This is a genomic window from Haloarcula sediminis (assembly GCF_035656455.1).
GTDB lineage: Archaea > Halobacteriota > Halobacteria > Halobacteriales > Haloarculaceae > Haloarcula > Haloarcula sediminis.
In genome coordinates this window covers 235,381-260,861 of sequence record NZ_JAYMGA010000001.1, presented here as the reverse complement: position 1 = coordinate 260,861, position 25,481 = coordinate 235,381, and the positions used below count along the sequence as shown (strand labels likewise).

At 68.0% G+C, this 25,481-nt stretch carries 21 protein-coding genes; 11 read left to right on the top strand and 10 right to left on the bottom strand.

What is annotated here, in order from left to right; genetic code table 11:
• Nucleotides 1-306 precede the first annotated feature (306 nt).
• The 3 genes from VJ162_RS01410 to VJ162_RS01400 form a co-directional block, all read right to left on the bottom strand.
• The gene (locus VJ162_RS01410; protein WP_324661910.1) at nucleotides 307-1,239 is read right to left on the bottom strand and encodes a glycosyltransferase family 2 protein; all 933 of its coding nucleotides are present in this window, start codon (nucleotides 1,237-1,239) and stop codon (nucleotides 307-309) included.
• A 346-nt stretch (nucleotides 1,240-1,585) separates the two neighbouring features.
• Nucleotides 1,586-2,362, bottom strand: coding sequence for a glycosyltransferase family 2 protein (locus VJ162_RS01405; RefSeq protein ID WP_324661908.1), 777 nt, complete (start codon nucleotides 2,360-2,362; stop codon nucleotides 1,586-1,588).
• 111 nt (nucleotides 2,363-2,473) lie between these two features.
• Nucleotides 2,474-3,607, bottom strand: coding sequence for a hypothetical protein (locus VJ162_RS01400; protein ID WP_324661906.1), 1,134 nt, complete (start codon nucleotides 3,605-3,607; stop codon nucleotides 2,474-2,476).
• A 359-nt stretch (nucleotides 3,608-3,966) separates the two neighbouring features.
• Here VJ162_RS01400 and VJ162_RS01395 point away from each other — a divergent pair, with 359 nt between their 5' ends.
• The 4 genes from VJ162_RS01395 (at nucleotide 3,967) to VJ162_RS01380 (ending at nucleotide 8,611) form a co-directional block, all read left to right on the top strand.
• Entirely contained in the window at nucleotides 3,967-5,106 is a 1,140-nt protein-coding gene (locus VJ162_RS01395; RefSeq protein WP_324661904.1) for a Gfo/Idh/MocA family protein, read from the top strand.
• Between the two features lie 249 nt (nucleotides 5,107-5,355).
• Nucleotides 5,356-6,168, top strand: coding sequence for a hypothetical protein (locus tag VJ162_RS01390; RefSeq protein WP_324661903.1), 813 nt, complete (start codon nucleotides 5,356-5,358; stop codon nucleotides 6,166-6,168).
• A gap of 8 nt (nucleotides 6,169-6,176) precedes the next feature.
• Nucleotides 6,177-6,746, top strand: coding sequence for a hypothetical protein (locus VJ162_RS01385; protein ID WP_324661901.1), 570 nt, complete (start codon nucleotides 6,177-6,179; stop codon nucleotides 6,744-6,746).
• A complete protein-coding gene (locus VJ162_RS01380; protein WP_324661899.1) occupies nucleotides 6,746-8,611 on the top strand; it encodes a glycosyl hydrolase family 28-related protein in 1,866 nt (621 codons plus the stop codon). The genes VJ162_RS01385 and VJ162_RS01380 overlap by 1 nt, the downstream gene beginning before the upstream one ends.
• 6 nt (nucleotides 8,612-8,617) lie before the next feature.
• On the opposite strand, the gene VJ162_RS01375 is transcribed toward VJ162_RS01380, so the two are convergent.
• Nucleotides 8,618-10,024, bottom strand: coding sequence for a glycosyl hydrolase family 28-related protein (locus VJ162_RS01375; RefSeq protein ID WP_324661897.1), 1,407 nt, complete (start codon nucleotides 10,022-10,024; stop codon nucleotides 8,618-8,620).
• A 383-nt stretch (nucleotides 10,025-10,407) separates the two neighbouring features.
• Here VJ162_RS01375 and VJ162_RS01370 point away from each other — a divergent pair, with 383 nt between their 5' ends.
• Nucleotides 10,408-11,907: a lipopolysaccharide biosynthesis protein gene (locus tag VJ162_RS01370; protein ID WP_324661896.1), complete on the top strand. Its 1,500-nt coding sequence runs from the start codon at nucleotides 10,408-10,410 to the stop codon at nucleotides 11,905-11,907.
• On the opposite strand, the gene VJ162_RS01365 is transcribed toward VJ162_RS01370, so the two are convergent.
• Together VJ162_RS01365 and VJ162_RS01360 are read right to left on the bottom strand one after the other, a co-directional pair.
• Entirely contained in the window at nucleotides 11,900-12,682 is a 783-nt protein-coding gene (locus VJ162_RS01365; protein WP_324661894.1) for a hypothetical protein, read from the bottom strand. The two genes, VJ162_RS01370 and VJ162_RS01365, sit on opposite strands and share 8 nt — an antisense overlap.
• A 213-nt stretch (nucleotides 12,683-12,895) precedes the next feature.
• Nucleotides 12,896-13,870: an ATP-grasp domain-containing protein gene (locus tag VJ162_RS01360; RefSeq protein WP_324661892.1), complete on the bottom strand. Its 975-nt coding sequence runs from the start codon at nucleotides 13,868-13,870 to the stop codon at nucleotides 12,896-12,898.
• A 116-nt stretch (nucleotides 13,871-13,986) separates the two neighbouring features.
• On the opposite strand from VJ162_RS01360, the gene VJ162_RS01355 reads away from it, so the two are divergent.
• Nucleotides 13,987-14,670 (top strand): HAD family hydrolase, encoded by a 684-nt coding sequence (locus VJ162_RS01355; RefSeq protein WP_324661891.1) that lies wholly within the window; start codon nucleotides 13,987-13,989, stop codon nucleotides 14,668-14,670.
• Between the two features lie 8 nt (nucleotides 14,671-14,678).
• On the opposite strand, the gene VJ162_RS01350 is transcribed toward VJ162_RS01355, so the two are convergent.
• Both VJ162_RS01350 and VJ162_RS01345 read right to left on the bottom strand, forming a co-directional pair.
• Nucleotides 14,679-15,311 carry a PIG-L deacetylase family protein gene (locus VJ162_RS01350; protein WP_324661890.1) on the bottom strand — a complete coding sequence of 211 codons (633 nt, stop codon included), beginning with the start codon at nucleotides 15,309-15,311 and terminating at the stop codon, nucleotides 14,679-14,681.
• Nucleotides 15,312-15,472: 161 nt separating this feature from the next.
• A complete protein-coding gene (locus VJ162_RS01345) occupies nucleotides 15,473-16,645 on the bottom strand; it encodes a glycosyltransferase (protein WP_324661888.1) in 1,173 nt (390 codons plus the stop codon).
• Nucleotides 16,646-16,947: 302 nt separating this feature from the next.
• Here VJ162_RS01345 and VJ162_RS01340 point away from each other — a divergent pair, with 302 nt between their 5' ends.
• The gene (locus tag VJ162_RS01340) at nucleotides 16,948-18,042 is read left to right on the top strand and encodes a glycosyltransferase family 4 protein (RefSeq protein WP_324661887.1); all 1,095 of its coding nucleotides are present in this window, start codon (nucleotides 16,948-16,950) and stop codon (nucleotides 18,040-18,042) included.
• A 6-nt stretch (nucleotides 18,043-18,048) separates the two neighbouring features.
• Here the strand turns inward: VJ162_RS01340 and VJ162_RS01335 are convergent, their stop codons facing one another.
• Both VJ162_RS01335 and VJ162_RS01330 read right to left on the bottom strand, forming a co-directional pair.
• On the bottom strand, nucleotides 18,049-18,984 hold the full coding sequence (locus VJ162_RS01335; protein WP_324661885.1) for a glycosyltransferase: 936 nt from the start codon (nucleotides 18,982-18,984) through the stop codon (nucleotides 18,049-18,051).
• A 115-nt stretch (nucleotides 18,985-19,099) separates the two neighbouring features.
• On the bottom strand, nucleotides 19,100-19,507 hold the full coding sequence (locus VJ162_RS01330) for a hypothetical protein (RefSeq protein ID WP_324661884.1): 408 nt from the start codon (nucleotides 19,505-19,507) through the stop codon (nucleotides 19,100-19,102).
• A gap of 415 nt (nucleotides 19,508-19,922) precedes the next feature.
• On the opposite strand from VJ162_RS01330, the gene VJ162_RS01325 reads away from it, so the two are divergent.
• From VJ162_RS01325 to VJ162_RS01310, 4 genes are all read left to right on the top strand, one after another.
• On the top strand, nucleotides 19,923-21,815 hold the full coding sequence (locus tag VJ162_RS01325; protein ID WP_324661883.1) for an alginate lyase family protein: 1,893 nt from the start codon (nucleotides 19,923-19,925) through the stop codon (nucleotides 21,813-21,815).
• Between the two features lie 121 nt (nucleotides 21,816-21,936).
• Nucleotides 21,937-22,881 carry a DUF1616 domain-containing protein gene (locus tag VJ162_RS01320; protein WP_324661881.1) on the top strand — a complete coding sequence of 315 codons (945 nt, stop codon included), beginning with the start codon at nucleotides 21,937-21,939 and terminating at the stop codon, nucleotides 22,879-22,881.
• Nucleotides 22,882-24,666, top strand: a complete 1,785-nt coding sequence (locus VJ162_RS01315) for a hypothetical protein (RefSeq protein WP_324661880.1) — start codon at nucleotides 22,882-22,884, stop codon at nucleotides 24,664-24,666.
• A gap of 162 nt (nucleotides 24,667-24,828) precedes the next feature.
• Entirely contained in the window at nucleotides 24,829-25,467 is a 639-nt protein-coding gene (locus tag VJ162_RS01310; protein ID WP_407066831.1) for an NAD(P)-dependent oxidoreductase, read from the top strand.
• Nucleotides 25,468-25,481: the final 14 nt, after the last annotated feature.

Below are 25,481 nucleotides of genomic sequence, written 5' to 3'. Positions count from 1 at the left end.
AGAACCAACCCGCCCTTTTTCTATTTGTAATGGACTCTATAGCGGACAGCACCGACACCGGAGAGGAAACCGTCTGATAACACGCCAGTGTGGCACGTAGTACACGGTGACTTCTCGATTTCAGTGACGGCTTAGGATAGTCTACGTACCACTTCGGGTCAGGTTAGGGCAGACCGGGACGGGGACCGATACCGGATAGTGACCCGCTGGACCCGTTGGGCCGCGAGAGCGCACACCGGTGGCCTGTCGGTTCGTACCGGGAGGGGCCGACGACAGACAGGAACTCGCGTCACCGCACCGTCGACGTCACTCGCTGGCCGGGGCCAGGGGACCGATAGCCAGGGCGGCGCCGAGCAGCCCGCTACCGATCAGGAGGAGGACCGTGACCAGCATCGGCACGAGCGCCGACAGCAGCGTGAACCCGGTGATCGAGACGCGAGTGAGCAGCCCCCCCAACAGCAGACAGAGGGAGCCGGGCACACCGAGTACCCGGCCCGGTCGGTCCGAGAGGACGCGGCCGAAGATGTTCGAGACGAGGACGGTCCCGTGGGCGACGGGGTTGTGCGTGTTGGCTTCGGCGACGTCATAGGTCACGTCGACCGGGGTCTCGGCGAAGCTGTAGTTCTCGTCGGCGGCGTGAAACAGGATGTCGAGGCTCGCGTCCATCCCGTCGCTCAGGTCCGCCCGGCAGGCGAGCAACTCGATGGCCTCGGCGTTGTACGCCCGGAAACCGCTCTGGGTGTCGGCGACGCGCTCCGAGGAGTAGCCAAGCCACAGCGCTGCGCCGGTGAGCCCGTTGATAACGCCCAGTCCGACCCGGCGATACAGCGGCATGTCCGTCTCCGCGCCATCGACGAAGCGGCTCCCGATGACGATATCGCCGTCGGAGGAGCGCTGGGCGGCGACGAGGTCCAGCGCGTCGGTCGGGTCGTGCTGTCCGTCGGCGTCGACGACGACGAGGTGGTCTACGCCGTGGTCGTGAGCGGCCGCAAACAGCGTCCCCAGCGCGGCACCGTACCCGCGGTTCTCGTCGTGCTGGAGGACTGTCGCGCCGGCTTCGGTAGCCACTGCCGCCGTTCGGTCGTCGCTCCCGTCGTCGACCACTAGCACGTCGGCCGCCGACTCGCGTGCGGCACGGACGACACCGCCGACAGTGTCGGCCTCGTTGTACGCGGGGATACCGATTACCACGTCGCTCGTCAGCCGGCGTTCGGTCGGGTTGGAAGTTGTCGTACTCATAGCAGTTGCCGTGACGACCGACACCACGGCCGTGGAAGAACTGACAGTTCAGTAAGACATTGTTACGGGCTTCCTGCGGGCTGACCGAGCGTAGCTGACGAGCAGCCGGCGTTTCGACGGCGGTGAGTGGTCGAGTTAGCGGCCTCCAAACTGCGAGCGGTGGGTTCGTTCACAGCGAGACGCGCTCGTGACCGCTCCGCGAGCGGGACCCGTCCCGGGTCAGGTGGCACACAAACGACCACTACCGGGCGGTGAACAGTGCAAAAGAGCCGCGTTCGTTGGGGTGTCTCGCATCCGTCTGGTCCACACACGGTCGCTCGTCGGCCACTGGCGGGGCGGCGGGCGTTCAGACCCCGCCGTCGGCGTTCCCGTCGAACGGGCCCTCCCCGCTGGCCCCGAACAGGTGGCTAGCGTAGCCCCGCACCATCCCGACCACGGCCACGGCCTGGCCGACCGTCCGGAGGGCCGTCGCCGCGGGCGTCGGGCCGGTGTAGTGGCTCGGGACGAGCGCGAACCGCGCCATCCGGCGCGGGACGCTCTCCCCGCGAATCGCGTAGTAGGGGATGGCCTCGCGCCCGTGGCGGTACTGCTTCTCCAGATAGCCGCTAAGCGAGTCGGCGAAGGGGTGGTCGACGACCAGGTCGGGGCTGTACCAGACGGCGTAGCTCTCACAGAGGCGGTCGATCAGCTCCGTCTCCTCGTGACCGTAGGGGAGCCGCTCGTCGAAGCCGCCGATGTCCTCGATGACCTCGCGACGGACCGCCATGTTACAGCCGACCACGGTGTCCGTGTGGTGGCCGTCCTCGCCCTGGTCGTAGGCGCTCGACGAGACTGGCCGGATGTACCACGCGCCCGTGTCGCGAATCCGGCCCGTCACCGCCTCGTGCTCGTCGAGCAGCGCCGCGACGCGCTCGAAGTAGTCCCCCTTCGGGACGGAGTCGTCGTCGAGGAAGACCAGTTTGTCCGCAGTGGCCTCGCGAATCCCCGCGTTGCGGGCCGCCGAGGCGCTGCCGTCGTCGCGCACGATAAGCTCGGCCTCGACCGGCGAGGCCCGCAGCTTCGACTCCCACCCGAAGGTCCTGTCGGCGTCGAGCGTCGGGATGATGACCGCGATGTCCGCCATGGGAGTCCCACCGGGGCCCCGGCGTTTGGTTAGCCACGACCTGAACGCGAGTTGGGTGCCAGCTGGCGACCCGACCGCGTCGCCGCACCACAGCGCAGCGAGGTGGGGCCGCTAGCTCGCCCCTTGCAGGGGGCGGTCGTGTCGGAGTGCCCGTATCTGCTCGACGAGCCCGGTGTCGATCCCACGCTCGCCCCAGTCGCTCTCGCGTGGAATCGTCGCGACGTAGGTGTCGGTCGACCGGAGCAGGTCGGTCAGAATCCGCTCCTCGCGGTCGACGACGCGGTGGAACCGGTCGAGGGCTGACCCGCCCGGAACGAGCGAGTCGTAGGCGGCGAAGGACTCTTCGAGGCGGTGGTTCCACTCGTAGTAGTTGACCGCCCGGAGCGCCGACAGCGCCCTGTCAGCGGCCATCGGTTCGACGGTGACGCTGTCAGCCGTTGGAGCGGCGCGGAGAACGACGACGGCGTCGACGCCGGCCCGCGCTCGCTGCGCCGTGTCCCGGAACAGCGCGTCGAGGTGGACGAAGCTCCGGCCGCTGTCTTCGAGGAACTTCGCGTCGAGGAACCGGAGCCCTCTGTCGAAAACCGACGAGCCGGTGGCGAGCTCCTCGGTGATGTAGCGGCTAACCGCCGCCCGCATCCGGTCTCGCGGGCCATCGTCCCCCAGTTCTATCTCCGGGAACGAGTCGACGTTGTGGGGCTGGAGGTTGACGGCAAGCGGGAACCCGAGCGCCTCCCCGTCGGCCCCGACCCAGAGGCGGTCGTCGGCAAGGTAGTTCCCGCCGGCCCGGAGCAGGGACAGGAGCGTGTTGGTCTTCCCGGCGCCTCGCCAGGCGGGAAACAGGGTGGTGTGTCCGTCGAGTTCGACGCCGGACGCGTGGACGAGCGCCCTGTCCTGTTCGACCATGCGACTCCGTATCGCGAACTCGACTGGGTACATCGCGTAGAACGGCTCCCAGTGGGGGCTCACGTAGAGGTGGTCCCACCCCGGGTCGACGAGCATGAAATCGGACCCCTTTCGGACGACGAACTGGTCACCGGTCCACCCGTAGTGGTCCGTCGGGTCACCCAGGACCACGTCCGGGTCCGGGGCTTCCGTGGTCCGCTCGACGACCATGTCGGGGTCGGGACAGCGGTCGGTCCGGAACGTCGCGTACATCTCCCGGAACTGGGACGTAGAGCGGCCGCCGTCGCCCCTGACTTCGAGGGTGAACTCGCCGAAGAAGTCGAAGTAGCTCGACGCCATCAGTTACCCCTCGGTACGGACGGAAAGCGGGGCTGGCTGTGTCGCTGTGGCTTGTCGCTGAGTTTTGAGAGGACCATAGCGCTATATAGTGACCGGAGTGTGCTACGTCTGCCAATTAGTTATGCTGTGTTGATGGGAGTAAGAGGCCCGTAACTCGTGGCAGACGACCAACTGGCGCCACAGGCGCGTAGCGGTTCGGCAGACGGCGGACAGTGGGTGGGCGTGAACCGGTGACCGTCCGACACTCGGCCGGGACAAGACGGAACGCCGTCAGCCGCCATCGTGGTGACCGATTCGGGCGTATACGGCCCGTAGTAAGCACATACTGAAACCCGGAACCGGTGTCTGTCTATCGGAAGATGGGATACGACATCGGATTTATCGGCACGGGGGCGGACCCGGACGACCCGGACCAGGACGGGTTTGCCATGGCTTACCGGCACGCGGCCGGCTACGAGGCGCTCGGGAACTGCCGGCTGACGGCGTGTGCGGACATCGTCCGCGCGAACGCCGAGCGCTTCGCCGACGAGTACGGCATCGAACACGTCTACGAACAGTACGAACGGATGCTCGCGGAGACACAGCCAGACGTGGTCAGCGTCTGCGTGCCGCCGGGTCTGCACGCGGACATCGTCATCAGCTGTGCCGAGACGGGCGTCCCCGACGCCATCCACTGCGAGAAACCAATGGCCAAGACCTGGGGCGACTGCCGGGAGATGGTCGAGGTCTGCGAGTCCGAGGGGGTACAGCTCACGTTCAACCACCAGAAGCGCTTTGGCGGCCCCGCCCGCGAGGCCAAGCGGCTGCTCGACGATGGCGCCATCGGCGACCTGGAGCGAGTGGAGTTCGGCGAGGAACACCTCTATGACACCGGCACGCACGTCTTCGACATCTGTTCGTACCTGACCGACGACGAACCGGTCGAGTGGGTCATGGGCCAGGTCGACTACCGGGAGGAGAACGTCTGGTTTGGCGCCCACAACGAGAACCACGGGCTGGCGACCTGGACCTACGAGGACGGGACCCGCGGGCTGGCGATGACCGGGCAGGGGAGCGACTACGTCGGCTGTTATCTCCGCCTGCGCGGGAGCGACGGCTGCATCGAACTCGGGGCGGCCGACGGCCCGCCGCTTCGGGTCCGCCGAGGCAACGGGTGGAAGCGGGTCGACACGAACCGGGAGGGCATCCACAGCACGTCGCCGAGCCGACTCGGTCGCGTACGGAACCGACTCGTCGAACGGCTCCCCTTCCTCTCCCCTGACGACGGACCCAGCGCGACCTACACCGAGCGGGCCATCGCCGAGGTCGTCGGGGCCCTGGACGCGGGCCGGCCCCCCGAGATCGGCGGGCGGACCGCGCTGCGATCGACCGAGCTCATCTTCGCGAGCTGGGAGTCGGCGCGCCGCCGTGCCCGCATCGATCTCCCGCTGGACATCGACGACAACCCCCTCGAAAGCATGGTCGAGACTGGCGACCTCACCCCCCGAGCGGCCGACTGACTGTCGGTAGTACCGCCCTACTCCGGCCACAGGCGTTGTGGGCCGGTATCTGGTAACTACGCACCCGGACCTGCGCAGTAGCTGGACTCGGGGGAACCTGTCAACACAGTTTGCCGTTTTGGTAAGCAACTGCGTGTAACAGGTGAGTATCTGACGTTGACTCATGGACTTCTGGCAGTGAAAGGCCCGTACAGGGCCGGCAGCTGGTAATAATAGTTAATTAGGACTGTACTAACCGTGGGTTTGCGAATGGACGACAACAGCGAACGGAAGAAGACGGGGCTTACCGGACTGCTTGAGCGAGGTAATCAACTCCTAACCCGTGATTCGGGAGGGAGTTCGAGCGAGGATGGGCTACTGATGGACCGGCGGACGTATCTGGCGGCTGCGGGTCTGACGACCGCCGGGATAGCCGGGTGTACCGGCCTCGACGGCGGGGGGACCGTTCAGCCGGTGTCGGCCTTTGGCTACGGCGGGGGACAGACGCTACAGCAGACATCGTCGATGACCGTCTCGGAGTCGGAACCCAACGACCGCCAGGGGAGTGCCGACGCCATTTCCCCCGGAGCGACGGTCACCGGGACGCTTTCTGTCAACGACAGCGACTGGTACGTCGCCGACCTGTCGGCCGGTAGCGACATCGCTGTCGAGTTCTCGCGCGAGGCCGCGACCGGCGTCACCGCCGTGATACTGTACAATCCCGACGGGGAGTTCAGCAACCTCAGATACGTCTCGACCGACGACCAAGTCTCGATGGCCCAGACGGTCGAGACGAGCGGGACGTACTTCCTCCAGATCGTCGACACGCAGAACAGCGACGGCGGCTACACGCTGTCCGTCAGCGACGGGACGACGACGCCGACGGAAACCGAGACGGCGACACCCGTCGTGACCGACACCGCGACCCCGACGGAAACCGAGACTACGACGTCGACCCCCGAACGGACCGAGACGGCGACGCCCGTCGTGACCGACACCGCGACCCCGACGGGGACGGCCACCGAAGACGACTACGGCGAACAGGGCTATGGCGACTACGGCTACGGCGGCATCGCGACATAGGAGTATTCATGACTAATAGATACACGACCCCGAACGAAGGCACGCTAGACTGGCACGTCCCGCTGAACGAGAACTTCGAACAGCTCGACCGCGACGTCGAGCACCGCGACGAGGCGTCGAACATCGACCAGTACGAGCCGGTCGCCGGCGCGAAGTTCTTCGCGACCGACTCGGGCGCGATATACAGCGGCGACGGCTCGGCCTGGACGCTCGTCGGCTACGCCACGCGGGCGGTCGGCGGCGACATCGGCCACTACGTCAACTACGCCGACGGACTGTCCGACGAGCCCGTCAACGACTTCCTCTTCGGCGAGGGCGAGGCACTCGAAGTAACTCGACTCGCCTTCCCGGTAAAGGGAGTCCCCAACGACGAGTCGGTCGCCGACGCGGTGTTGCGCGTCTACGAGGGCGACACGCTGCTCGTCGAACTCGAAGGGAACAGCTTCAAGACGGCCGCGGAGGCCGACTCGGCGCCGTGGGTCGCGGAGAGCGGACCGGTCACCGTCACCGTCACCAACCAGTCCGGAGCGTCCATCGCGGGGGTTCCGAAAGTGTGGGCCAACATCCGGAGTAACTGATGGCGACACTCAACGTTCAGGACTACGGCGCGGCAGGCGACGGGGAGACCGACGACACGGCCGCGATAAACGACGCCATCGCCGACGCGGGGACGGGCGACACCGTCCTGATACCGGCGACAGCAGACCACTACCTCGTCAGCTCGGGGAACCGCGCGGCGGTCGATTTCACCGGCGTCGCGGACGACGTGACCATCACCGGCGAGGGGCCGGGGTCGCGCCTCAAGATGGACGACGTGACCGACGGGAAAAACCAGTGGGTCCTCGGCGCGGAGGCCGACAGCGGGACCCTCTCGGGCATCACTGTCAAGCGGCTCACGCTCGACGGGAGTCGCGAGGACAACGGGGACCAGTCCACCAGCGGCTTCAACCTCTATCCGGGCGGGGGCGGCCACGACATCCGCATCGAGGACGTCGTCGCCGAGAACTGCGCCGGCACGGGGATGAGCTTCAGCGGCGTCGGCACGGTGACGCTGCGCCGCATCACCTCGCGTGACAACGGCCAGCACGGGTTCGACCTCTCCGGCGCCGACGAGGACCCGGACTTCGACGCCCGCTCGCTGAAGTCCGTCGACAACGACGGCACCGGCATCGACTTCCACAACGGGAACCACGTCGTCGAGGACCTCTACTGTGACAGCAACCGCAGCGGGACGAAGATGGGAGACACGGGCGGTGACGCGGACAGCGTCGTCCTCCGGAACGCCAACCTCCGGAACGCCCGCGAGAACAGCGGCTTCAGGGAGACGATGCGCGACAACGCCGGCACCGACGTCACGCTCGACAACGTGCAGGTCATCGACGCGGCGCTGCACGGCTTTCGCCTCTCGAACTCGGCGAACTACACCGTCACGGAGATACTCACCGACGGGACGGGCTATGGCCCCCAGAACCGGGCGCCCATCTACGTCACCGACTCGGCGTCCGTCGACGCCGACATCGTCCGGTCACAGAACGGGCGATACGGCCCCGGCGTTCGTGACGACTCGCCGGAGTCAAGCGCCATCGCCGAGTACTACCACTACAACAACCCCGACGGCGCCGTCGACGGCGATGTCGACATCGGGAGCCAGTACAACGAGGAGTCGGAAGAACTCGACGTGCCCGGCCCGAACGACGTGGGCGCGTTCAGCTCGTCTTCGGAGCCAGTCGAGGAAGAGGAGACGGACCTGACCGCGAAACCGGCCACCTACCGGACGAACTTCTCGACCTACGAGACGGGGGCAGTCCCGGGTGACTGGACGCCGGAACACGCCTCCAGCGAGGACGACTGGGCGGCTGTCGCCGAGCAGTCGCCCGCCGGGAGCGCCGTGTTGCGCTTCGATTCGGACACCAGCGACCGCCACGCGCTGTCGTACGACCAAGTCGGAACGGCGGCGGACGCCGAGGTGCTTGGGCTGTTCCGCGTGAGCGACCTCTCACAGAGCCCGACGGCCGGCGGTCGACTCTTCCTCCGCGGTTCGGGGAGTTCGGGCGACGAGAGCGGCTACCTCTTCAACGTCCGGAACAGTCGCTTCGGGGTCTGGAAGTACGACGGCGGGAGCTCCGACCAGATCGTCGAGTGGGGCGAGCCGTCGGACGACCAGTGGTACTTCGCCCGGTTCCGCGCGACGGGCGACCGGCTGCGGGCCCGCGTCTGGCCCGCGGACGCCGACGAGCCAAGCGACTGGGGCGCCGATGTCACCGACGGCTCGCTCACCTCGGGCTGGGTCGGCGTCGGCTCCTACAGCGAGTTCGCCGACGACTGGGGCTACCTCTCGGTCGGCGTCGGCGGGGAGAGCGCTCCGATGCCCGACCTCTCGACGGCAGAGCCCGGGCTCAGCGCCGTCATTCAGACTGTCGACGGCACTATCCAGACCGGGTAGGAACGGTCAGCTCAGCGACCGGCTGAACGCGCCGACCGACGACGCCCCGGGCGTCCCGAAGATGTTGCGACCGGGGTCTACGTTCTCTATCTTGTCGAAGTTGAGCACGCCTGACTCGGCGATGAACGGCCCCTCGTCGTTCTGGAAGTGGTCGAACGTCCCGACGTTCATGACGGCATCGCTGCCGACGTAGATCCCGCCGCCGTTGTCGGTCCCGACGACGACGATGCGGCCTTCCCTCTTTTCGCCGGTGTGAGCGTTGCGGGAGAACACGACGCCGGCCCGGGAGTTGTGTACCTCCGTCTGTCTGACCTCGACGTTGTCGAAGTCACAGGCGATCTCCGTGTTGTCACCGGAGACGCGGATCCCGCTTATCTGTGGCTGCTCGACGAGGACGTTCCGCAAGACGACGTGCTGGGTGTCGGGGACGTCGTCGGTGCCCGTGTGGTTCGAGCGCCAGCCGCGGTTGCGGTCCCGGACCGAGTGGTGGTTGCGGACTTCGAGGCGCCTGACGTGGTGTTTCCACTTGTTCCCCGAGCGGTTGTTCTCGGTGTAGACGTTCTCCAGGCGAGCCGTCCCGCGGCGGTGGTCGATACCCGTCCCGCCGTTGTCGACCGCGCTGATGGACTCGCCGACGAAGCCCGGGTCGACCGCGGTGTCGCCGGCGACGGGGTTGAACCCGTGGCGACCGGCCCGGCGAGCCGTGACGTTGCGGCAGGTGACGCCGCTCTCCTCGAACCGCAGCGCCGTGGCCGAGCAGTTTCGGACGACGCAGTTCTCGAAGGCGATGTCGTGGCCGCCCCCGGCGTCGCCGCGCCGCAGGAGCACGCCGGTGACGGACTCCTCGCCGTCGAGCGCGGCGGCGCCGTCGCCGGGCGGGCGCCCGCCGTCGATAGTGAGGTTGCGAAAGCGAAGCCCCTCGAAGGCCCGCGTGGCCTCCAGTTTCAGCGCCCAGTTCGACGTGTCGGCGTCGTACGACCCCGGGTCGACCTGGAGCGTCTGAGCGCCGGCTTCGGCCCGCTCACCGAGGACGGTAATCCCGCTGAGGTCCGACTCCGTCCCGAGGCGTATCCCCGTCTCCTTGCCGGTCCCGTCGAACGACAGGAGATACGAGTCGGCCGTCGCCGGCAGGAAGACAGTCTGTCCCGACTCAGCGGCCCGAACCGCCGCTGTTATCGCCGCCGAGTCGTCGGTCTCCCCGTCGCCGACGGCCCCGAAATCGCGGACGTCGACCACGTCCTCGCGGTCGGCGAACGCCTCCCGTCCCTCGGTCTGTGTCGGCATAGCGGGGCCGTCGCTGTCGTCGGGCAACGGTGTGTCTTCACGGCCGTCGTCGCGAGAAAAGAGATACCCCAAAAGCCCGACAGAACCGATTCCTGTGGCTGTGGCGATGAGCTGCCGTCGCGTGACCATTGCCTGTGTCCGCGACCGCACAGCGTATAATTATGCCCCGACTACGGCCGACCCAACACTTGGCGGCGTTAATTTTTGCGTGACTCGTGTCTGCCGTCCCGACAGCGTGGCCGCCAGGCTGTCGCGAGCTCTGGCGGCACCCATGGCGTCGTCGCTCGCCGCCGTACTCGGGAAAGACGGGGTGGCCAGCGAGACGAAGTAGCCCGCGAGCGTGTAGAAGCTACATAACAAGGGGACGAGTTCCGCATCGGGTAACCGATGGAGTACGCAACCGAGGTGGGGTGTCTCGATACTGCTGGCTGTAGCATTTCGAAGGGCTTTGCCGCCCCGAGGTGGCGGATAGCTGCTCGAACGGACAGCCGCCAGTACGGGCCGGTGGTAGGATGAGCGGCCGGCTCGACCGACTGCTCGAGTGGATCGTCCCGTCCGGGTCGGTGCTGCAACGGACGGTCAAAAGCGGGATATGGGTCGGCATCACGAAGGTCGCGATGCGCTCGTCACAGCTGATAATGCTTGTCGTCCTCGCCCGGCTGCTGTCGCCGGCGCAGTTCGGGCTGATGGGCATCAGCCTGTTGATGCTCTCGGGGACGCGGAAGTTCTCCCGGTTCGGGCTCGACGCGGCGCTCATCCAGAAAAAAGAGTCAAACGTCGACAGCTATCTCAACACCACCTGGTGTCTGGAGTTCGGACGGGGACTGTTGCTGTTTGGCTTCCTCTTTGCCGCGGCACCGTTTGCCGCGTCCATGTTCGGGGAGCCAGACGCGGCGCCGCTCATCCGCACGCTCGGACTGGTACCGCTGATTCACGGGCTCCGGAATCCCGCCGTCGTCTACTTCGAGAAGGACCTCGCCTTCCACAAGAGCTTCCTGTACAAGGCAAGCGGCGGGCTCACCCAGCTCGTGGTCGGCGTCGGCTACGCGCTGTACTCGCCGACGGTGTGGGCACTGGTGTTCGCGTCGCTGGCGAAGCCGGCGACCAGAACGACCGTCTCTTACTTCCTCGACGACTTCCGACCGCGGCCGTTCCCGAAGCTCGGGGCGGCAAAGGAGCTCATCCAGTTCGGGAAGTGGATGACCGGCAGTTCGATACTGGGGTTTATCTCGAGCGAGGGCGACGACGCCTTCGTCGGCTGGTTCCTCTCGGCGACGGCACTTGGCTTCTACCAGTACGCCTACCGGATGGCCGACATGCCGGCGACGCAGCTCTCGGGCGTGCTCTCGCAGGTGACGTTCCCGGCGTACTCGGCGCTCCAGCGTGACCTCGGCGAGGTCAGACAGGCGGTGATACAGACGACCCGGCTGACCGCCTTCTTCGCGTTCCCGATGGCCTTTGGTATCGCGCTGGTCGCGCCGAGTTTCGTCCCGGTCGTGCTGGGCGAGCAGTGGCTCCCGATGGTGACCGCGATGCAGATACTGGCCTTTTTCGGCCTGTTCCACGCCGTCACGCGCAACTTCGGCGAGCTGTGGAAATCACAGGGCCGCCCGGACTTGCAGGTCAAGCTCGGGCTGGTTCGCATCGCCTGTCTCGCGCTTACTATCTGGCCGGCTGCGACGCTGTGGGGCATCGAAGGGGTCGCGCTGGCGGTCACCGGCATTTACCTGTGCCCGATGCTCCCGCTCGATGTCCACATCACTGCGAAGATGCTGGAGACGACGTCCGGGAGGTTCTACCGCGAGTTCCTCTACCCGCTGGTCGCAGCCGCCACCATGTTCGGGAGCCTCTGGTACGTCCGGTCGATGACGGAGTGGTCGGCGCTTGTCGAACTCGCCGTCCTCATCCCGGCAGGCGCGGTCATCTACGCCGCCCTGTCGCTGTTGCTCGAACGGCAGTTCGAGTGGGGTATCGGGCGGATCTTCGGTATGGTCGTTCGGGGAATCAAGTAAGCGACCGCCGGCCGGGGGTGTCCGGATGCCCGGCGATGTCGGACCCGTCCGACCGGCGGCGGGCGCGTCGTCGCTTCTCCTGCCACTGCTCGTGGCGGGCGAACACGCGGACAGGAATCGAATCCAGCGAGAGGAGCTTCGCGATAGCCAGTCGGTGGCGGCCGTTGAAGTTGAACAGCAGATCCCCCGAGCGGCCGATGGTGACGTCGACCTCGTAGTGTTCCGGCACCGGCAGCGGCCGGCTGTACAGCGGGACGTCGCCCTCTGACTCGCGGAGTTCGCGCTGGGTCCGGTACCCCTTCGTGCGGATGTGTTCGTACAGCGTGTCGACCTGGTCCAGGCGCTCCCGCATCCGCTCCTCGTCGGGGTACTGCCCGACGACGCCCGGGTTGTCCCGAATCCACTGGTACCAGGCAGTGTCGCGCCAGGGGACGCCCTCGCGGAAGTGGGCCGCCATCGCGCGGTACAGCGCGTGGTCTTCGAACCGGCCCCGGACCGGCTCCGCGAACTCGCGCGTGTACCAGATATCGTCGTATATCTCACAGCGGTCCCACTCGCCGCCGACGACGTGTGACCCGTACGACGAGAGGTCGAACTGCGCCCGCAGCGACGGGAGCGCGCAGTATTCGATAGCCGCCGGATCGACGTGGATGACGTCGTAGGGCCCCGGCGCCAGCCGCCCGTACGCCGTCACGTACCGGAGATGGCGGGCCGCGGTCCCGGCGGCGTGTCGGGCGAGTCGCAACCCCTGACGCGGTTTTTCCGTGAGAGACATGCTCGTATGTACGCAGAGACCCCCCAGACCCACTATAGTATAATCTAAATATCCTATATATGCGGACGGAAACCACAGTATACTCCCGAACGGGGAAAGACACTCCCGAACGGAAATCGAGGTTACTGTCGGGAGGCGGGAGTTCGATACCGGAAGCTACTGCGAACCGAACGGTGGCAGAATCGAGTGGCAGACTGTCCCACCCCGACGAGGTCAGGACTCGCCGGCCCGCGAGCGATACTGGTCGCGGTCGACGAAGACGTGGGTGTCGTACCGCAGGAAGTACACCCCCGACTCGTACCCCTCGGGGGCAGAAACCGGCTCGCCGAGGGCGTCACGGATCAGGAGGTCAAGCTCGTTGACGCCCGCCTCGACGGTGAGACACGCCGTCGACGAGAAGCGGGGGTTTATCTCGATAGTGTAGGGCGTCCCGTCGTCGGCGACTATCTGCTGGACGTTCATCGGCCCCGCCGGCGAGAGCGTCGCGGCGATGTCGCGACAGGCCTCGCGGACGGCCGCCTGGTCCCGGGTGACGCCTTTCACCGTCGACCCCTGCTTCTCAATCGCCTCCTTGGGCACGACGCTCAACAGCCGGTCGTCGGCCGTCGAGACGACGCTCGTGGTGAACTCCGTCCCCTCGATGCACTCCTGAAACAACACCTGCTCCGCCGGCCGCTCACTCTCTCGCAGCGACCGCTCCAGGTCGGCGGGCGTCTCGACCCGCTCGACACCGCGGCTCCCGCGGCCCCGCCTGGGCTTCCGGATGAGCGGGTAGGCGTCCTCGGGGACCGCGGCCGCCTCACTCGCGAGCCACGTCCGGGGCAGGTCGTGGCCGGCGGCGGCGAGCGTTCGATGGGTCGCGTACTTGTCGAGCGCGGTCTCGATGACGCCCGGCCGCGGGGCGACGACGGGCACGTCGTCGGGGAGCGCGTCGAGTTCGGACAGCTCCTCGTCGACGGTCGGAACGACGACGTCCACGCCGTAGTCGTCGACGACAGCCCGGAGCCTGGGCCCCCACTCCTCGGCGTCGGCGGGCGGTATCGCCTGCCCGGCGTCGGCGAGATACAGCCCGGCCGCATCGGCGTCCATGTCCACCCCGACGATATCGTGTGTCGTGGTCTCGCACAGCGCCCTGACAGCGCCGGTACCGCTCGCACCGCCGACACCGGTGACGAGAACAGTTGCCATGTGACAGCGTCCGTCAGACGGCCGGTTAGCTATGCCCTTGCTTCGACCGCTCGCCCGGTCGCCCGCAGCCGGCTAGTGGGCGCTTACTTTTCAATCGCGTTCGCGTTCGTCACCGCATGGGTGACAGCCCGGTCCGCGCCGTCGCGTTCGACCTCGACGGCACGCTGTTTGACGACCGGCAGTACGCCAGAGCGGGCCTGGTCAGCGCCGGCGCGGAACTGCAGCGACGGACCGGCGTCGACCTCACCGCGGAGCTGCTTGCGGCCTATTTCAGGGACGGCCACCGAGAGGCGACGTTCGACGTGGTGCTCTCGACCGCCGGCCTCGCCGACGACCACGTCCCGGCGCTCGTCAGTGCCTACCACGACTCGGAGGGGACGCTCGTCCCGTATCCGGACACCGAGAGGACACTCGAAACGCTGGCAGACGACTACCGCCTCGGCGTCATCACCGGCGGGACGAACGGTCGTGAGAAGCTCTCGCGGCTGGGGCTGGACGGCCCCGTCGAGGAGGTCATCGTCACCGCGGAGCGGGCGGACTCGAAGCGGTCACCGGAGCCGTTCGTCGAGATGGCCGAGCGCCTGGGCGTTCCCGAGCGGTCGATGGCGTTCGTCGGCGACCGACCGGGGCTCGATTTCCCCCAGCCCAACCGGCTGGGGATGTCGACGATCCGGGTCATGCGCGGTCAGTACGCGGACGCCCTCGCCCGGGACGGGGCTGTGCCCGACGCCGCCGTCGACTCGCTGGCAGCCGTCCCCGAGGTGCTCGCCCGGTTCGAGGGCCCGTCAGACCGGCTGTGACCACGCTGTCAGTGCATGTCTTTGAAGTTCGACTTGTACATGTTGTTGATACGGATGACCTGAAAGGCCTCGGCGTACGTCGAGTTGGCCTGGCGCCCCCGGAACCGCGCCAGCCCTTTCATCGCCTCGGCTTCGAGGTACTTTTTCTCCTGTTGGGACTTGTGCGAGCGGATGGCCTCTATTTTCCCCTCGATGACGCCTTCGGGGACGGAGTTGTAGTACTGGGGCCCAAAGGAGGACCGCGTCGAGGGCGCCTCGAAGGCGAGCACCTGGTTTACGTCTCTGGACGCCGTGATGGAGGCCTTGGCCGCCCGCCGGTGGTCCTGGTGGGTGTCCTCCTCGGCGTGGATGTACACCCGGTCCGGGTCGATGTCGTCGAGCTTTGTCTCTAGCTCGTCGACTGTCGACTGGTTGTACGGGACCTTCGTGTCCTCGTAGTCCAGAAAGTGGACGTCGTCGACGTTCAGTATCTCCGCCGCACGCTCCGCCTCGGCGCGGCGCTGTTCGCGCTCGGCGACCTTGCCGCCTTTCGTCAGGATGATGAAGCGAACGGCGTCACCGCGGTTCCGATGGACGGCGATCGAGGCGCCGGCCCCGATCTCGATATCATCGGGGTGTGCCCCAATAGCAGCTACGTTCATCGACTGTGACTGCCGATTGAATCCGCTTTGTTAGTATTTATCTAATGGCGGTAATACGTCGTCTTCGGACGCTCTGCTTGGACCGTCAGTTGGTTACCACTCCGACACTGCGATGTCCGCAGGTAGCCAAGCGTCACGGGGCGGCCGGGTTCGAGCGCGGCTCAGTCGTCGGCGACGGCGTCGATGTACGACTCGTACCTGTCGGCGCCGGCGGCCATCGAGAAGTGCTGGGCGCGCTCGCGGCTCCGTTCGGGCGGGGTCGGGTCGTCGAGCGCGGCACAGATCGTCCCGGCCATCCGCTCGGCGTCGCCGACCGGCGTGAGCCGGCCGTAGCGGCCGTCTTCGAGAATCTCCCGCGGTCCGTACTGACAGTCAGTCGAGACGATGGTACAGCCACAGGCGAGCGCCTCGATGAGTACCGTCGGAAGCCCTTCGACTTTCGAGGGCATGGCGAACACCGAGGCCCGGGCCATGTACGCGTAGGGGTTGTCGGTGTAGCCCGTGAACGCCACCGAGTCCGCGACGCCCAGGTCGCCGGCCAGTCCCTCCAGCCGGTCGCGTTCGGTCCCCTTGCCGACGATGACGAGCCGCGTCGCGGGGCGGCGCTCGTGGACCGCCGCGAACGCCCGCAACAGCGTCCCGAAGCCCTTCGAGGCCTTCAGCCGGCCGACGGCGACGATTGGGTCCAGCTCCGGGTCATCCAGCCACTCGTGGTCGACCGGTTCATCGGCGCCAGACCGGATGGCCCCGATGTCGACGGGGTTGTTGAGCACCGTCGTCCCGTCCGGGTCGAGGCCGGTGTGTTCGACCACCGTCTCGGCGACGCCCTCGGAGACGCCGACGACGTCGTCGGCGTACGGGTAGACGCGGGCCGCGAGCGCCGCCGTGACCCGGTCTTTCCGCGTCAGCTGGTGGGTGAAGGGGCTGTGTTCCGTTATCGCGACGTGGACATCGGCCCCTGTCAGCCGGCCCGCGGCGACGGCCGCGAGGTTGGTGTGGGTCCGGCTGGCAAACAGCACGTCAGGCCGGGCCCCATCGAGATACGACACCAGCCGCGGGATCGCGGCGAGAATGCCCGCGGCCGGCACCTCCGGGATGTCTAGTTCGACAGTGTCGACTGCCTCGTCGATGAGCGGGACGAACTCGCCCTCCAGATGGCCGGCGACGAGGTCGACCTCGTGACCCCGGGCCGCGAGGCTGTTGGCGATGTTGACCGTCACCCGCTGTGCGCCCCCGAAGTCCGGCGCGGGCGTGAAGAAAGCGACGTGCCGATTGGGGACCGTCTCCGACCCGTCGGCAGTCGTCGACCTCGCCGTTTCGGCGGTGTCACTCATCGGCTGCCGGCCCCCGCCCGCCGAAGGCGCTCTTCCGGGGACGCGAGCCACCCACTGCCCCGGTACCGTCGTCCCTGGACACTCGTATGCATACTGACGGCTCGGTGCCCGTGCAGCCAAAGTTACACAGCTACTAATCTCGGCGCGGTCACCGGCGGCAAAGCAGACACAGGCGGACACCCCGTATAACCGTGCGTAACAAAGGTCGGCGCCAGCGGACCGACCGACATGTCACAGCTATCCAGCGGCAAACGGCGGCTGTCCCCACAGCCCGCGCCGTCGCGAACGCCCGGGGTCAGAGGATGACCCGGGAGATACTGGCCATCGGGCCGCGGTCGCCGCCCATCACCGGGCCGGGGCTGAAAAACAGGTACATCCAGGCCGGGCTGGAGGCCCACGGGCTCGATGTCACGTGGGTGAACACGCTCGAAACGCATCCGCGGACAGTCCTCGAAATCCTGTCTGAGACACTGTCGTACGACGCGTACCTCCTGAGCGCGTCGACGAAAGTACGCCTGGGCGTGGCGCCGCTGCTGGCGACGAAACTCCGGTCGCCGGACGTCCACGGGGCGCTGTTCCCCGCCGGGGGCGAGTTCGCCGACGAGCTGCGGGCGCTTCCGGGCCCGGTCCGGCGGTTCTACCTGCGGACGTTCTCGGCGTTCGACGGCGTCTACCCCCAGACCGACGGGCTGAGCGACGACCTCCGGGGGCTGCTCGACGACTCGGTCCAGGTCCGGACGGTCCCGAACCTCCGGCCGCTGCCGGAGTCGGGGTCGGCGTCAGAGCGGCCCTCTGGCGCTCTCAGACTGGCGTATGTCGGGCGGATCAAGGAGTCGAAAGGCATCGACGACCTGCTTGCCGCGTACGAACGGGCCAGCGACGCCGGGGCCGACGTAGTCTTAGACATCTACGGTCACTTCCTGCCCGACGACCCCTACGAGGACCGCTTTCTCGACCGGTGCAGCCGGCTGCCCGGCGCCCGGTTCCACGGCAAGCTCCCCAACGAGGCCGTCATCCCGACCTTGCAGGACGCCGACGCGTTCGTGTTCCCGACCGTCTACGACGGTGAGGGGTTCCCCGGGGCCCTGGTCGAGGCCTTCGCCGCCGGCTGTCCCGTGCTCGCGACGGAGTGGAACTTCAACGCCGACATCGTGACCGACGGCGTCGACGGGCGGTTATTTTCTCCCCACGACGTGGCGGCGCTGTCGGACCACATACGGGCACTGGCCGCCGACCCGGCGCTGCTGTCCGACCTGCAGGACGGGGCCCGGGAGACCGGCCGGCAGTACAGCGTTGAGCGGGTCACTGCCAGTATCGTCGAGCATCTCGACGCGAGCGGCTGGGACCTCCCCGAACCGACCGTCGAGCGGTCCGAAGCCGTAGCGACGAAACAGTGAGGGCAGTCAGCCTTTGAGTCCCCGTACCCGCCGACCGAGGTCGTGGGTCCGTTCGCCGCCGAGGGCGGCCAGGAGATACGTCGCGAACTGCGGTTCGTACGGATACGCACGGACCGCGCTGTACAGCAGCGCCCGGGCGCGGTCGTACCGCCCGGCGTGGACGGCGCTCTTGCCGGCCCGGAACGCCGCCCAGGCCCGGAACTTCCGGCGGAACCGGTCGCCGTATTGTGCGGCCAGCGGCTCGAACTCCTCGACGAACAGCTCGTACCCCCGCTGAGTCTTCCCGAAGTCCTCCGTTAGCCGCCCCGGCGAGTCACAGTCGTAGACGACCAGCGGTTCCGGAACCCGGGTGAACGCGGTCTCCCGCGAGAGGTTCACGAACCACTCCAGGTCGGCCCAGCAGGGAAACCGCTCGTCCAGCGGGACCCGCTCGGCGACCTCGGTCGCGACCAGCGCGACGGACATCGAGCCGACGACGTTCGCACACAGCAGCGCCTTCGTCATGTCGCCGTCGACGGGCCGGGGAATCTCGATGCGCTCCTCGTCTGGCAGGACCCGTCTGATACCGCAGTAGGCGACGCCGGCGTCGTCGGCTTCAACGGCGTGGACCTGGCGGGCGACCTTCTTCGGGAGCCACTGGTCGTCGTCGTCGAGGAAGGCGACGTACTCGCCGTCGGCCGCCTCGATACCGGTGTTCCGGGCGGCGTTGGCCCCCCGGTTCGTCCCGTGGCGGACCACGCGATGGTCGGCAAGCGAGCCGAGGTCGATGTCCGCCAGGACCTCCCGCGCCGGCGTCTCCGAGTGGTCGTCCACGACGACCAGCTCGACGTTGTCGTAGGTCTGTTCGCGGACGCTCTCGACGGCGTCTCGGAGGTGGTCGGGTCGGCCGTAGGTCGTGACGACGGCCGTGACGAGCGGGTCGGTCACGGGTCCGTCCCCCATCGGCGATGTCGTTCATCGGTCCTGTCACACACCGTCCGGCGCCCCGCTAATCGGGGTCGAGACGTGGTCGCCATCGGCTGTACTCAGCCGTCCCGGCCCCGTAAGTATGCGACGGCTACGCCGGGGTCGAAACGCCGGCCCTGATTCGGAGGTAGACGAAGTAAGACAGCACCGCGAAACCGGCCCACGTGATGGCGTTGACGACCCGCCACCACCGCGCAGTGACAGTCCGCGGGGCAAACAGTAGCCGGTTGCACAGCAGGCCGATAAACGACACCATGAAATACAGGCGCAGGGACAGCAGGGACAGCGCGAACAGCAGCGCCAGCGTGACGGCCATCCAGAGGGCCTGCCCGTAGACCAGCAGCGTCGGGTCGCCCGCGTCGTCGCCGCCCGGACCGTGGGTGGGGAGGGTGCCTCCGGCGGGCGACTGTCGGGTAGCCCCGCTCTCCTCGCCCGACACCGACTGGACGGCCGCGACACAGCGTGTCCAGAGGGCCGTCACGTAGTTGACTACACTCACTGGCACCCCGCTCCCGTCGAGTCTACTATCTCTCCCATCGCCTGGCTTCTCGTGTGGCCGGTACTCAGTTAGTTACGTACTACGCACGCCTCCGGGTCCGGCCACAGCGCTGACAAGCCGGCCGGCGGGGCGACACCGACCGGTTCATACCGGAGGCTGTAACAAACAGCGGGAATTCGCCGCTCCGGAGTGACGACTATCGTTGCGAAGTACAGCCCCCAGTATCAGGAGCGCCCTAACAAACTGTCGGCAGGCGTATCCCCACGAGCATGGGTGAACTGCGTCCAGCCGCCACGTCGTCGGCCCGACTGCGGGCGACGGTCGGGGCGGCAGTCGGTGGCCGGCAGTCGGACCGAACGGGTGGACTCGCGCGAGCAGCCCCGAACCGAGACAGCCCAACGCGGGGCCCAGAGCGATGAGCGGCGGACAGTCCCGGCTCTCGCAGCTCACGGACGCCGAGACCGCGCCGCTGCTGTACGAGACGGTCCGGAACATGGAGGCCGGCCAGCTGCTGGGCGTCGCCGACCGGACGCTCCGGCAGCTGGTGGTCCCGTCGCTGCCGGTCGACGCCGACCAGTGGTACGAGCGACAGGTCCCGAGCGGGCTGGCGATACGACCCGAGAGTATTCGGGGCAACACGACGACGCTCCGCCGGTGTCTCGAAGCGGCGACCCGCGAGGCCTACCGCGAGCGGGCCGACGAGACCACAGACGGGACGGTAACGTTGCTGGGGCGGTCGCTGTCGGTGGCCGGCGAGGACGGCGTCGGCTGGTTCGACGACGCGGTCCTGGAGCCCCCCGCGATGTGGGCGCTCAAGTTCCACGGCTTCGAGTTCCTGTCGTGGGCGACGCTGGGCTACGACGGCCCGGCGGCGTGTCCGGCGGTCGTCGAGACGCTCGCCGACTGGCTCGCCGACTGGGACGGCGACGAGGCGACGGCTATCGGCGCGCCGGGCTATCTCCGGCGCGCCTGGACGCCCCACGCCGTCTCGCTTCGCGTCCTCAATCTCGCCCGCTTCTGTGCGTGGGTCCGCGACGACACGGCCGTCGAGGCGCTCGCCGCCCGGCTGGTCTACCGGAACGCCGCCTTCCTCGCAAACCACGTCGAACACGACGTGGGCGGCAACCACCTGATAGAGAACGGCGCCGCGCTGGTGCTGGCAGGGGCCCTCTTCGACGGCGAGGGCGAGGCGTGGCTCCAGCAGGGGGTCGACGTACTGGTCGAAGCGAGCGAGCAGTTCCTCGCCGACGGCGGCCACTTCGAGCGCAGCCCGATGTACCACAGTATCGCACTCGTGCGGTATCTGACCGCCGTGGACCTGCTTCGCCGAGAGGGCGAGTCGATACCGCCCGAACTCCGCGAGGTCGCGAGCAGAGCCACGGAGTTCCTCCGGCGACTGCGCCCGCCCGACGGCCGGATACCGCTGCTGAACGACGCGGTGTTCGGGGAGGCCCCGCCGGTTTCGGCCGTGCTCCGGTACGCCGACGCCGTCGGGGTGGACGCGACGGCGCCGGCCGGAACCTCCCTGTCGACCTCGGGCTACTACTGGCTCGGCGACGGCGACGACCGGCTGCTCGTCGACGGCGGCCGGCCCGGGCCGGCCCACCTGCCGGGCCACACCCACAACGACGCGCTCTCGGTGTCGTTCTGGGCCGACGGGCGGCGCCTGCTGACCGACACGGGGACCCCCGCCTACGCCCCGACGAACCGACGCGAGTACGCCCGCAGCGTCGCCGCCCACAACACCGTCCAGTACGGCGACACCGAGCCGATGCCTACGGGCGGGAGCTACCTGCTGGGCCGGCGGGTCGAGCCGTCGGCGACGGTGCGCGAACGCGACGGAGTTACCCTGTTCGACGGGCGCTACAGCCGCGACGCGACGCCACGATACACCCACCGACGCCGCATCTACCACGCCGACGACTGGTGGCTGGTCTGGGACACGGTCGACGCCGACGAGGCGGCGACGATGACGAGCCGGCTCCACGTCGCGCCCGATATCGACCTCGACCACGTCGACGACGGCAGCCAGCCCCGGTTTCACCTGGCCGACGACGGAGCGGCCCTGGCGTCTGTCGTCCCGCTGGGCGCCGAGCGGGCGACCGTCTCGACCAGCCAGTACTTCCCGGCCTTTGGCCGTGCCGAGAGCCGACCGAAGCTGTCGCTGCAGTCCGAGGGGAGCGCGGTGCAGTTCGGCTTCCTCCTCGGGACCGGGACCCCGCGGTCGGTCGCCGTCGACCACGACGGGGCCAGGGTGGCCGGCCTCTCCGTCGACGACGAGTACCGCACGCTCCCGCCCACAGAGTAGCGGCGCCGGGCTGGTGGCGTGTTGGTAACAAGCTCGGAATCAAGCGGTAGGCGGCATTTTCTTATGCCCCTTTCCGCGGTGTGGTCACCCAATGGCTCATGGCCGACGTTGGGGGACCAGAGTGGTATCGACACTCCTCGACCTCGCTGTCGTCTGTGGTATCGCGCTGCTAACGTATGCGGGCTGGCGGCTACAGGTGAACCCGGCGGGGCCGCTTCGCGTCCTCTTGGGGGGCGCGTTCGTCCTCCTGGGACCGGGGTATGCAGTGACCGCGGCGCTGTTCCCCCGCCGGGCGTCGGCCGTCGCTGGCGGCCGGCTTGCGCTTTCGGGGCTCGAACGGTTCGTCTGTACGGTCGGGCTCAGCATCGTCACCGTGCCGTTGCTCGTCCTGTTCCTGAACTACACGCGGTGGGGTATCACCACGTCGTCGGTCGTCCTGACGCTCGTGTGGTTCGTCGTCGCCGTGACGGGACTGGCAGCCGTCCGGCGGCTGCGCGTCCCGCCGGCGGAGCGCTACCGGGTCACGGTCGGGGACGCGCTCGCCGGACGCACCGGCGCGGGGCCGGCAACGGCTGTCATCGGAGTGCTGTTCGTCCTGTCGCTGGCCGTCGCCGGGACGGCGCTGGCGACGACGGACGGCGGCCAGCGCTACACCGAGTTCTACCTCATGGCTCAGGATGACGAGACGGGCGAACTCGTCGCCGACGACTACCCCGAGGCGATCGCACCCGTCGAGGCTGCCCCCATCTACGTCGGCATCGAGAACCGCGAACGACGGCAGATGAACTACACCGTGCTGGTCGAGTTCCACCGGGTCGAAAGCGTCGACGGCGAGCGGACCGTGACTGCCCGCTGGCGGGAGGAGCGCTACGGGACACAGCTCAGGCCCGGTGCGGTAAACGGGACCGGGGTTCGCGTCTCGCCGCCCGACGCAGCCGCCGGCGACCGGCTCCGACTGACGCTCCTCCTCTATCGGGGGTCGCTGGAAGGGAACCCCAGAATCGACGACGCCTACCGGTCCGTCCACGTCTGGATTACCGTCCCGCCAAGCGGGGGTGGCGTGTAAATGTGTCCCGCGACCGACGGAACCGGCGACCGATGGCTCGCCGCGGGCGGGTTCGCGCTCGCCTTCGCGCTCACGGTCGTCCTCGCGCTGACGCCCGAAGCCGCTGGCTACGAGCCCTCCATCTACGGGGCCTACCCGTGGTACTTCTGGGCGCTCGCCGTCGCCGCCCTGCTCGTCGGGAGCGTCGTCGTCGTCCGGAGCGCCCGGGCGGGGACGAACGACTGGCTGTTTGGCCTCCTGCTCGTCCTCACCGTCGTCGGGCTGCTCGTCTTCCTGCCGTACTTCCGCGGATACGTGATGTTCGGCCGGGCAGACGTGCTCTCACACGTCGGGTTCATCCGGGATATCCAGCAGACGGGTCGGGTCAGCCCCGGGAACATCTACCCGAACGTCCACCTGCTGGTCCTGAGCCTGGCGTATGCCACCGGGGTCGACCCGGGGACGATGCTGATGGCGGTCGCGGGCATCGGCTCGCTGTTCAGCCTGCTCTCCTTCGTGGCGCTCGTCAGCGCCGTCTTCGACCGCCGCCGGGCGCTGCTTTCGGTCCCTTTCGCCGTGGCGCTGGTCGCCGCCCAGTCGGTCCCCTACGTGTTCAGCGTCCTGCTGGTTCCCTTTGTCCTCTATCTGTTCGTCATGGAACGGCGGACGCGAGCCGTCCACGTCCGCGCCGCGCTGGGCCTTGCGCTGTTCGGCCTGGTCATCTATCACCCCATCACCGTCCTGTTTCTGGTGTTGGTCCTCGGGGTCTACGGGGTCGCCCGGCTGTTGCACGCCCGGGGCGTCCTGGCGAGCGCCGAGCCAGTGGCCGGTCCGGTGGGCCCGACGCCCGTCTCCCAGCTCCTGGTCGCCGTCTTCGCGGTGTGGTATCTGGACTTCCCCAAGATAGTCGAGCGGTTCGGCATCGTCTTCGAGACGCTCACGTCCCCCGGCGGCGTCGGGTCCTCGGCCGCCACCTACAGCGAGACGGTGGCCGAGTACAGCCCGGCGCTCGTCGATATCGTCCGCATCGCCGCTCTCAGATACGGCGCGTCGGCCATACTGCTCGCTTTCGGCGGCTGTTTCGCACTCGCCGTCCTCGTCGCGACCCTTCGCTCGCGGGCGAGCGGGACCGTCTTCCGGTCGACGTTTGTCGGCGCGCTGGGCCTCTTTACCGCCTTGTCGGCGCTGTTCTTCGTCGTCGACCTGCTCGTGGGCTTCGGCCGTCCGCTGGTGTTCGCGGAGCTGTTCGGGGCGCTACTGGCCGGCTCGTTCGTCTACTTCCTGGCCGAGCGGCTGGAGACCGGGCCGACGGTCTATGGCCTCTTGTACGTCACCATTGCGGTGCTCGTAGCCACCAGCACGATGGGGCTGTACGTCTCACCGCTGACCGTCGGCCAGAACGAGCAGGTCACCGAGGCGGAACTGGAGGGGTCGGAGTGGTACATCGAGAACCGCGACGCGGGGAACGGCCTCGCCGAGTTCGGCACCGAGACCCATCGGTTCCGGGACGCCATCCACGGCCGCGAGACCTACGCCGACGACCAGGTGGTGACCAGCGGCACCGACCGGATTCCGCGTCACTTCGGCTACACCGAAAACGACACGCTCGGCGCCAGCTACGACGGCGACAACTACCTGGTGCTGACGGCGGCCGGGCGCACCTTCTACGGGAGCGTCTACCCGGACTACCGGGAGTTCTGGAAGTACGAACCGTCCGACTTCGATCGCCTCGAACGGGACCCGACGGTGTCGTCAGTGTACGACAACGGGGGGTACGACGTCTACCGCGTGAACGCGACGGGGTGAGGGCGCCGACTCCCGTCGGTCGGGGGTGACATCGATGTCACCTGGTCGGGTCGGTGTTCGCTGAACTATATCACGAGCAGGGGTCAATACCCGATGCAACGACGACAGGTCCGGGTACTCTCGCAGTACCGCCCGCCAGCGATTGCGAACCCAACTACCACAATGAACGTACTGCTACTCGGTGCGAGCGGACGAATCGGACAGCGAACTGCCACTGAGCTCCTCTCCCGCGGGCACGCCGTCACCGGCGTCTCCCGGAGCGGGACAGTCGAGGGTGTCGACGACGACGCGTTCGTCGCCGTCGCGGGGGACGCGACCGACCCCGACGACGTGGCGAAGCTCGCGGCGGGCCACGACGCCGTGGTCTCGGCGCTCGGCCCGAGCGACGGTGACTCGCCAGATGTCCTCACGGCGATGATGGAGGCCGTGGTCGCGGGCCTGCGCCGCGCGGACGTCGACCGGCTCGTCTGGACCGGCGGCGCCGGCGGGCTCAGCGTCGGCCCGGAGACGCTGCTCATCGAGACGGACGACTTCCCCGAGGAGTGGGAACCGGTCGCGCGTGCGGCCATCGAGGCGTACGACATCCTCAGTGAGGCGGAGGACCTAGAGTGGACGTACGTCGCGCCGGCCGCGCTGATCGAACCCGGCGAGCGAACCGGCGAGTACCGGACCGCCGACCGCGAACTCGTGACCGACGAGGAGGGGGACAGCTACATCTCGATGGAGGACTTCGCCGTGGCGCTGGTGGACGAACTCGAAGCGGCAAACGCCGTCCACACCTACCTCGGGACCGGCTACTGACAGCGGCCCGGTTC

Excerpts from the sequence above, each read along its gene's own strand:
- VJ162_RS01410 (WP_324661910.1), bottom strand. The coding sequence starts at position 1,239 with ATGAGTACGACAACTTCCAACCCGACCGAACGCCGGCTGACGAGCGAC.
- VJ162_RS01405 (WP_324661908.1), bottom strand. The coding sequence starts at position 2,362 with ATGGCGGACATCGCGGTCATCATCCCGACGCTCGACGCCGACAGGACC.
- VJ162_RS01400 (WP_324661906.1), bottom strand. The coding sequence starts at position 3,607 with ATGGCGTCGAGCTACTTCGACTTCTTCGGCGAGTTCACCCTCGAAGTC.
- VJ162_RS01395 (WP_324661904.1), top strand. The coding sequence starts at position 3,967 with ATGGGATACGACATCGGATTTATCGGCACGGGGGCGGACCCGGACGAC.
- VJ162_RS01390 (WP_324661903.1), top strand. The coding sequence starts at position 5,356 with ATGGACGACAACAGCGAACGGAAGAAGACGGGGCTTACCGGACTGCTT.
- VJ162_RS01385 (WP_324661901.1), top strand. The coding sequence starts at position 6,177 with ATGACTAATAGATACACGACCCCGAACGAAGGCACGCTAGACTGGCAC.
- VJ162_RS01380 (WP_324661899.1), top strand. The coding sequence starts at position 6,746 with ATGGCGACACTCAACGTTCAGGACTACGGCGCGGCAGGCGACGGGGAG.
- VJ162_RS01375 (WP_324661897.1), bottom strand. The coding sequence starts at position 10,024 with ATGGTCACGCGACGGCAGCTCATCGCCACAGCCACAGGAATCGGTTCT.
- VJ162_RS01370 (WP_324661896.1), top strand. The coding sequence starts at position 10,408 with ATGAGCGGCCGGCTCGACCGACTGCTCGAGTGGATCGTCCCGTCCGGG.
- VJ162_RS01365 (WP_324661894.1), bottom strand. The coding sequence starts at position 12,682 with ATGTCTCTCACGGAAAAACCGCGTCAGGGGTTGCGACTCGCCCGACAC.
- VJ162_RS01360 (WP_324661892.1), bottom strand. The coding sequence starts at position 13,870 with ATGGCAACTGTTCTCGTCACCGGTGTCGGCGGTGCGAGCGGTACCGGC.
- VJ162_RS01355 (WP_324661891.1), top strand. The coding sequence starts at position 13,987 with ATGGGTGACAGCCCGGTCCGCGCCGTCGCGTTCGACCTCGACGGCACG.
- VJ162_RS01350 (WP_324661890.1), bottom strand. The coding sequence starts at position 15,311 with ATGAACGTAGCTGCTATTGGGGCACACCCCGATGATATCGAGATCGGG.
- VJ162_RS01345 (WP_324661888.1), bottom strand. The coding sequence starts at position 16,645 with ATGAGTGACACCGCCGAAACGGCGAGGTCGACGACTGCCGACGGGTCG.
- VJ162_RS01340 (WP_324661887.1), top strand. The coding sequence starts at position 16,948 with ATGACCCGGGAGATACTGGCCATCGGGCCGCGGTCGCCGCCCATCACC.
- VJ162_RS01335 (WP_324661885.1), bottom strand. The coding sequence starts at position 18,984 with ATGGGGGACGGACCCGTGACCGACCCGCTCGTCACGGCCGTCGTCACG.
- VJ162_RS01325 (WP_324661883.1), top strand. The coding sequence starts at position 19,923 with ATGAGCGGCGGACAGTCCCGGCTCTCGCAGCTCACGGACGCCGAGACC.
- VJ162_RS01315 (WP_324661880.1), top strand. The coding sequence starts at position 22,882 with ATGTGTCCCGCGACCGACGGAACCGGCGACCGATGGCTCGCCGCGGGC.
- VJ162_RS01310 (WP_407066831.1), top strand. The coding sequence starts at position 24,829 with ATGAACGTACTGCTACTCGGTGCGAGCGGACGAATCGGACAGCGAACT.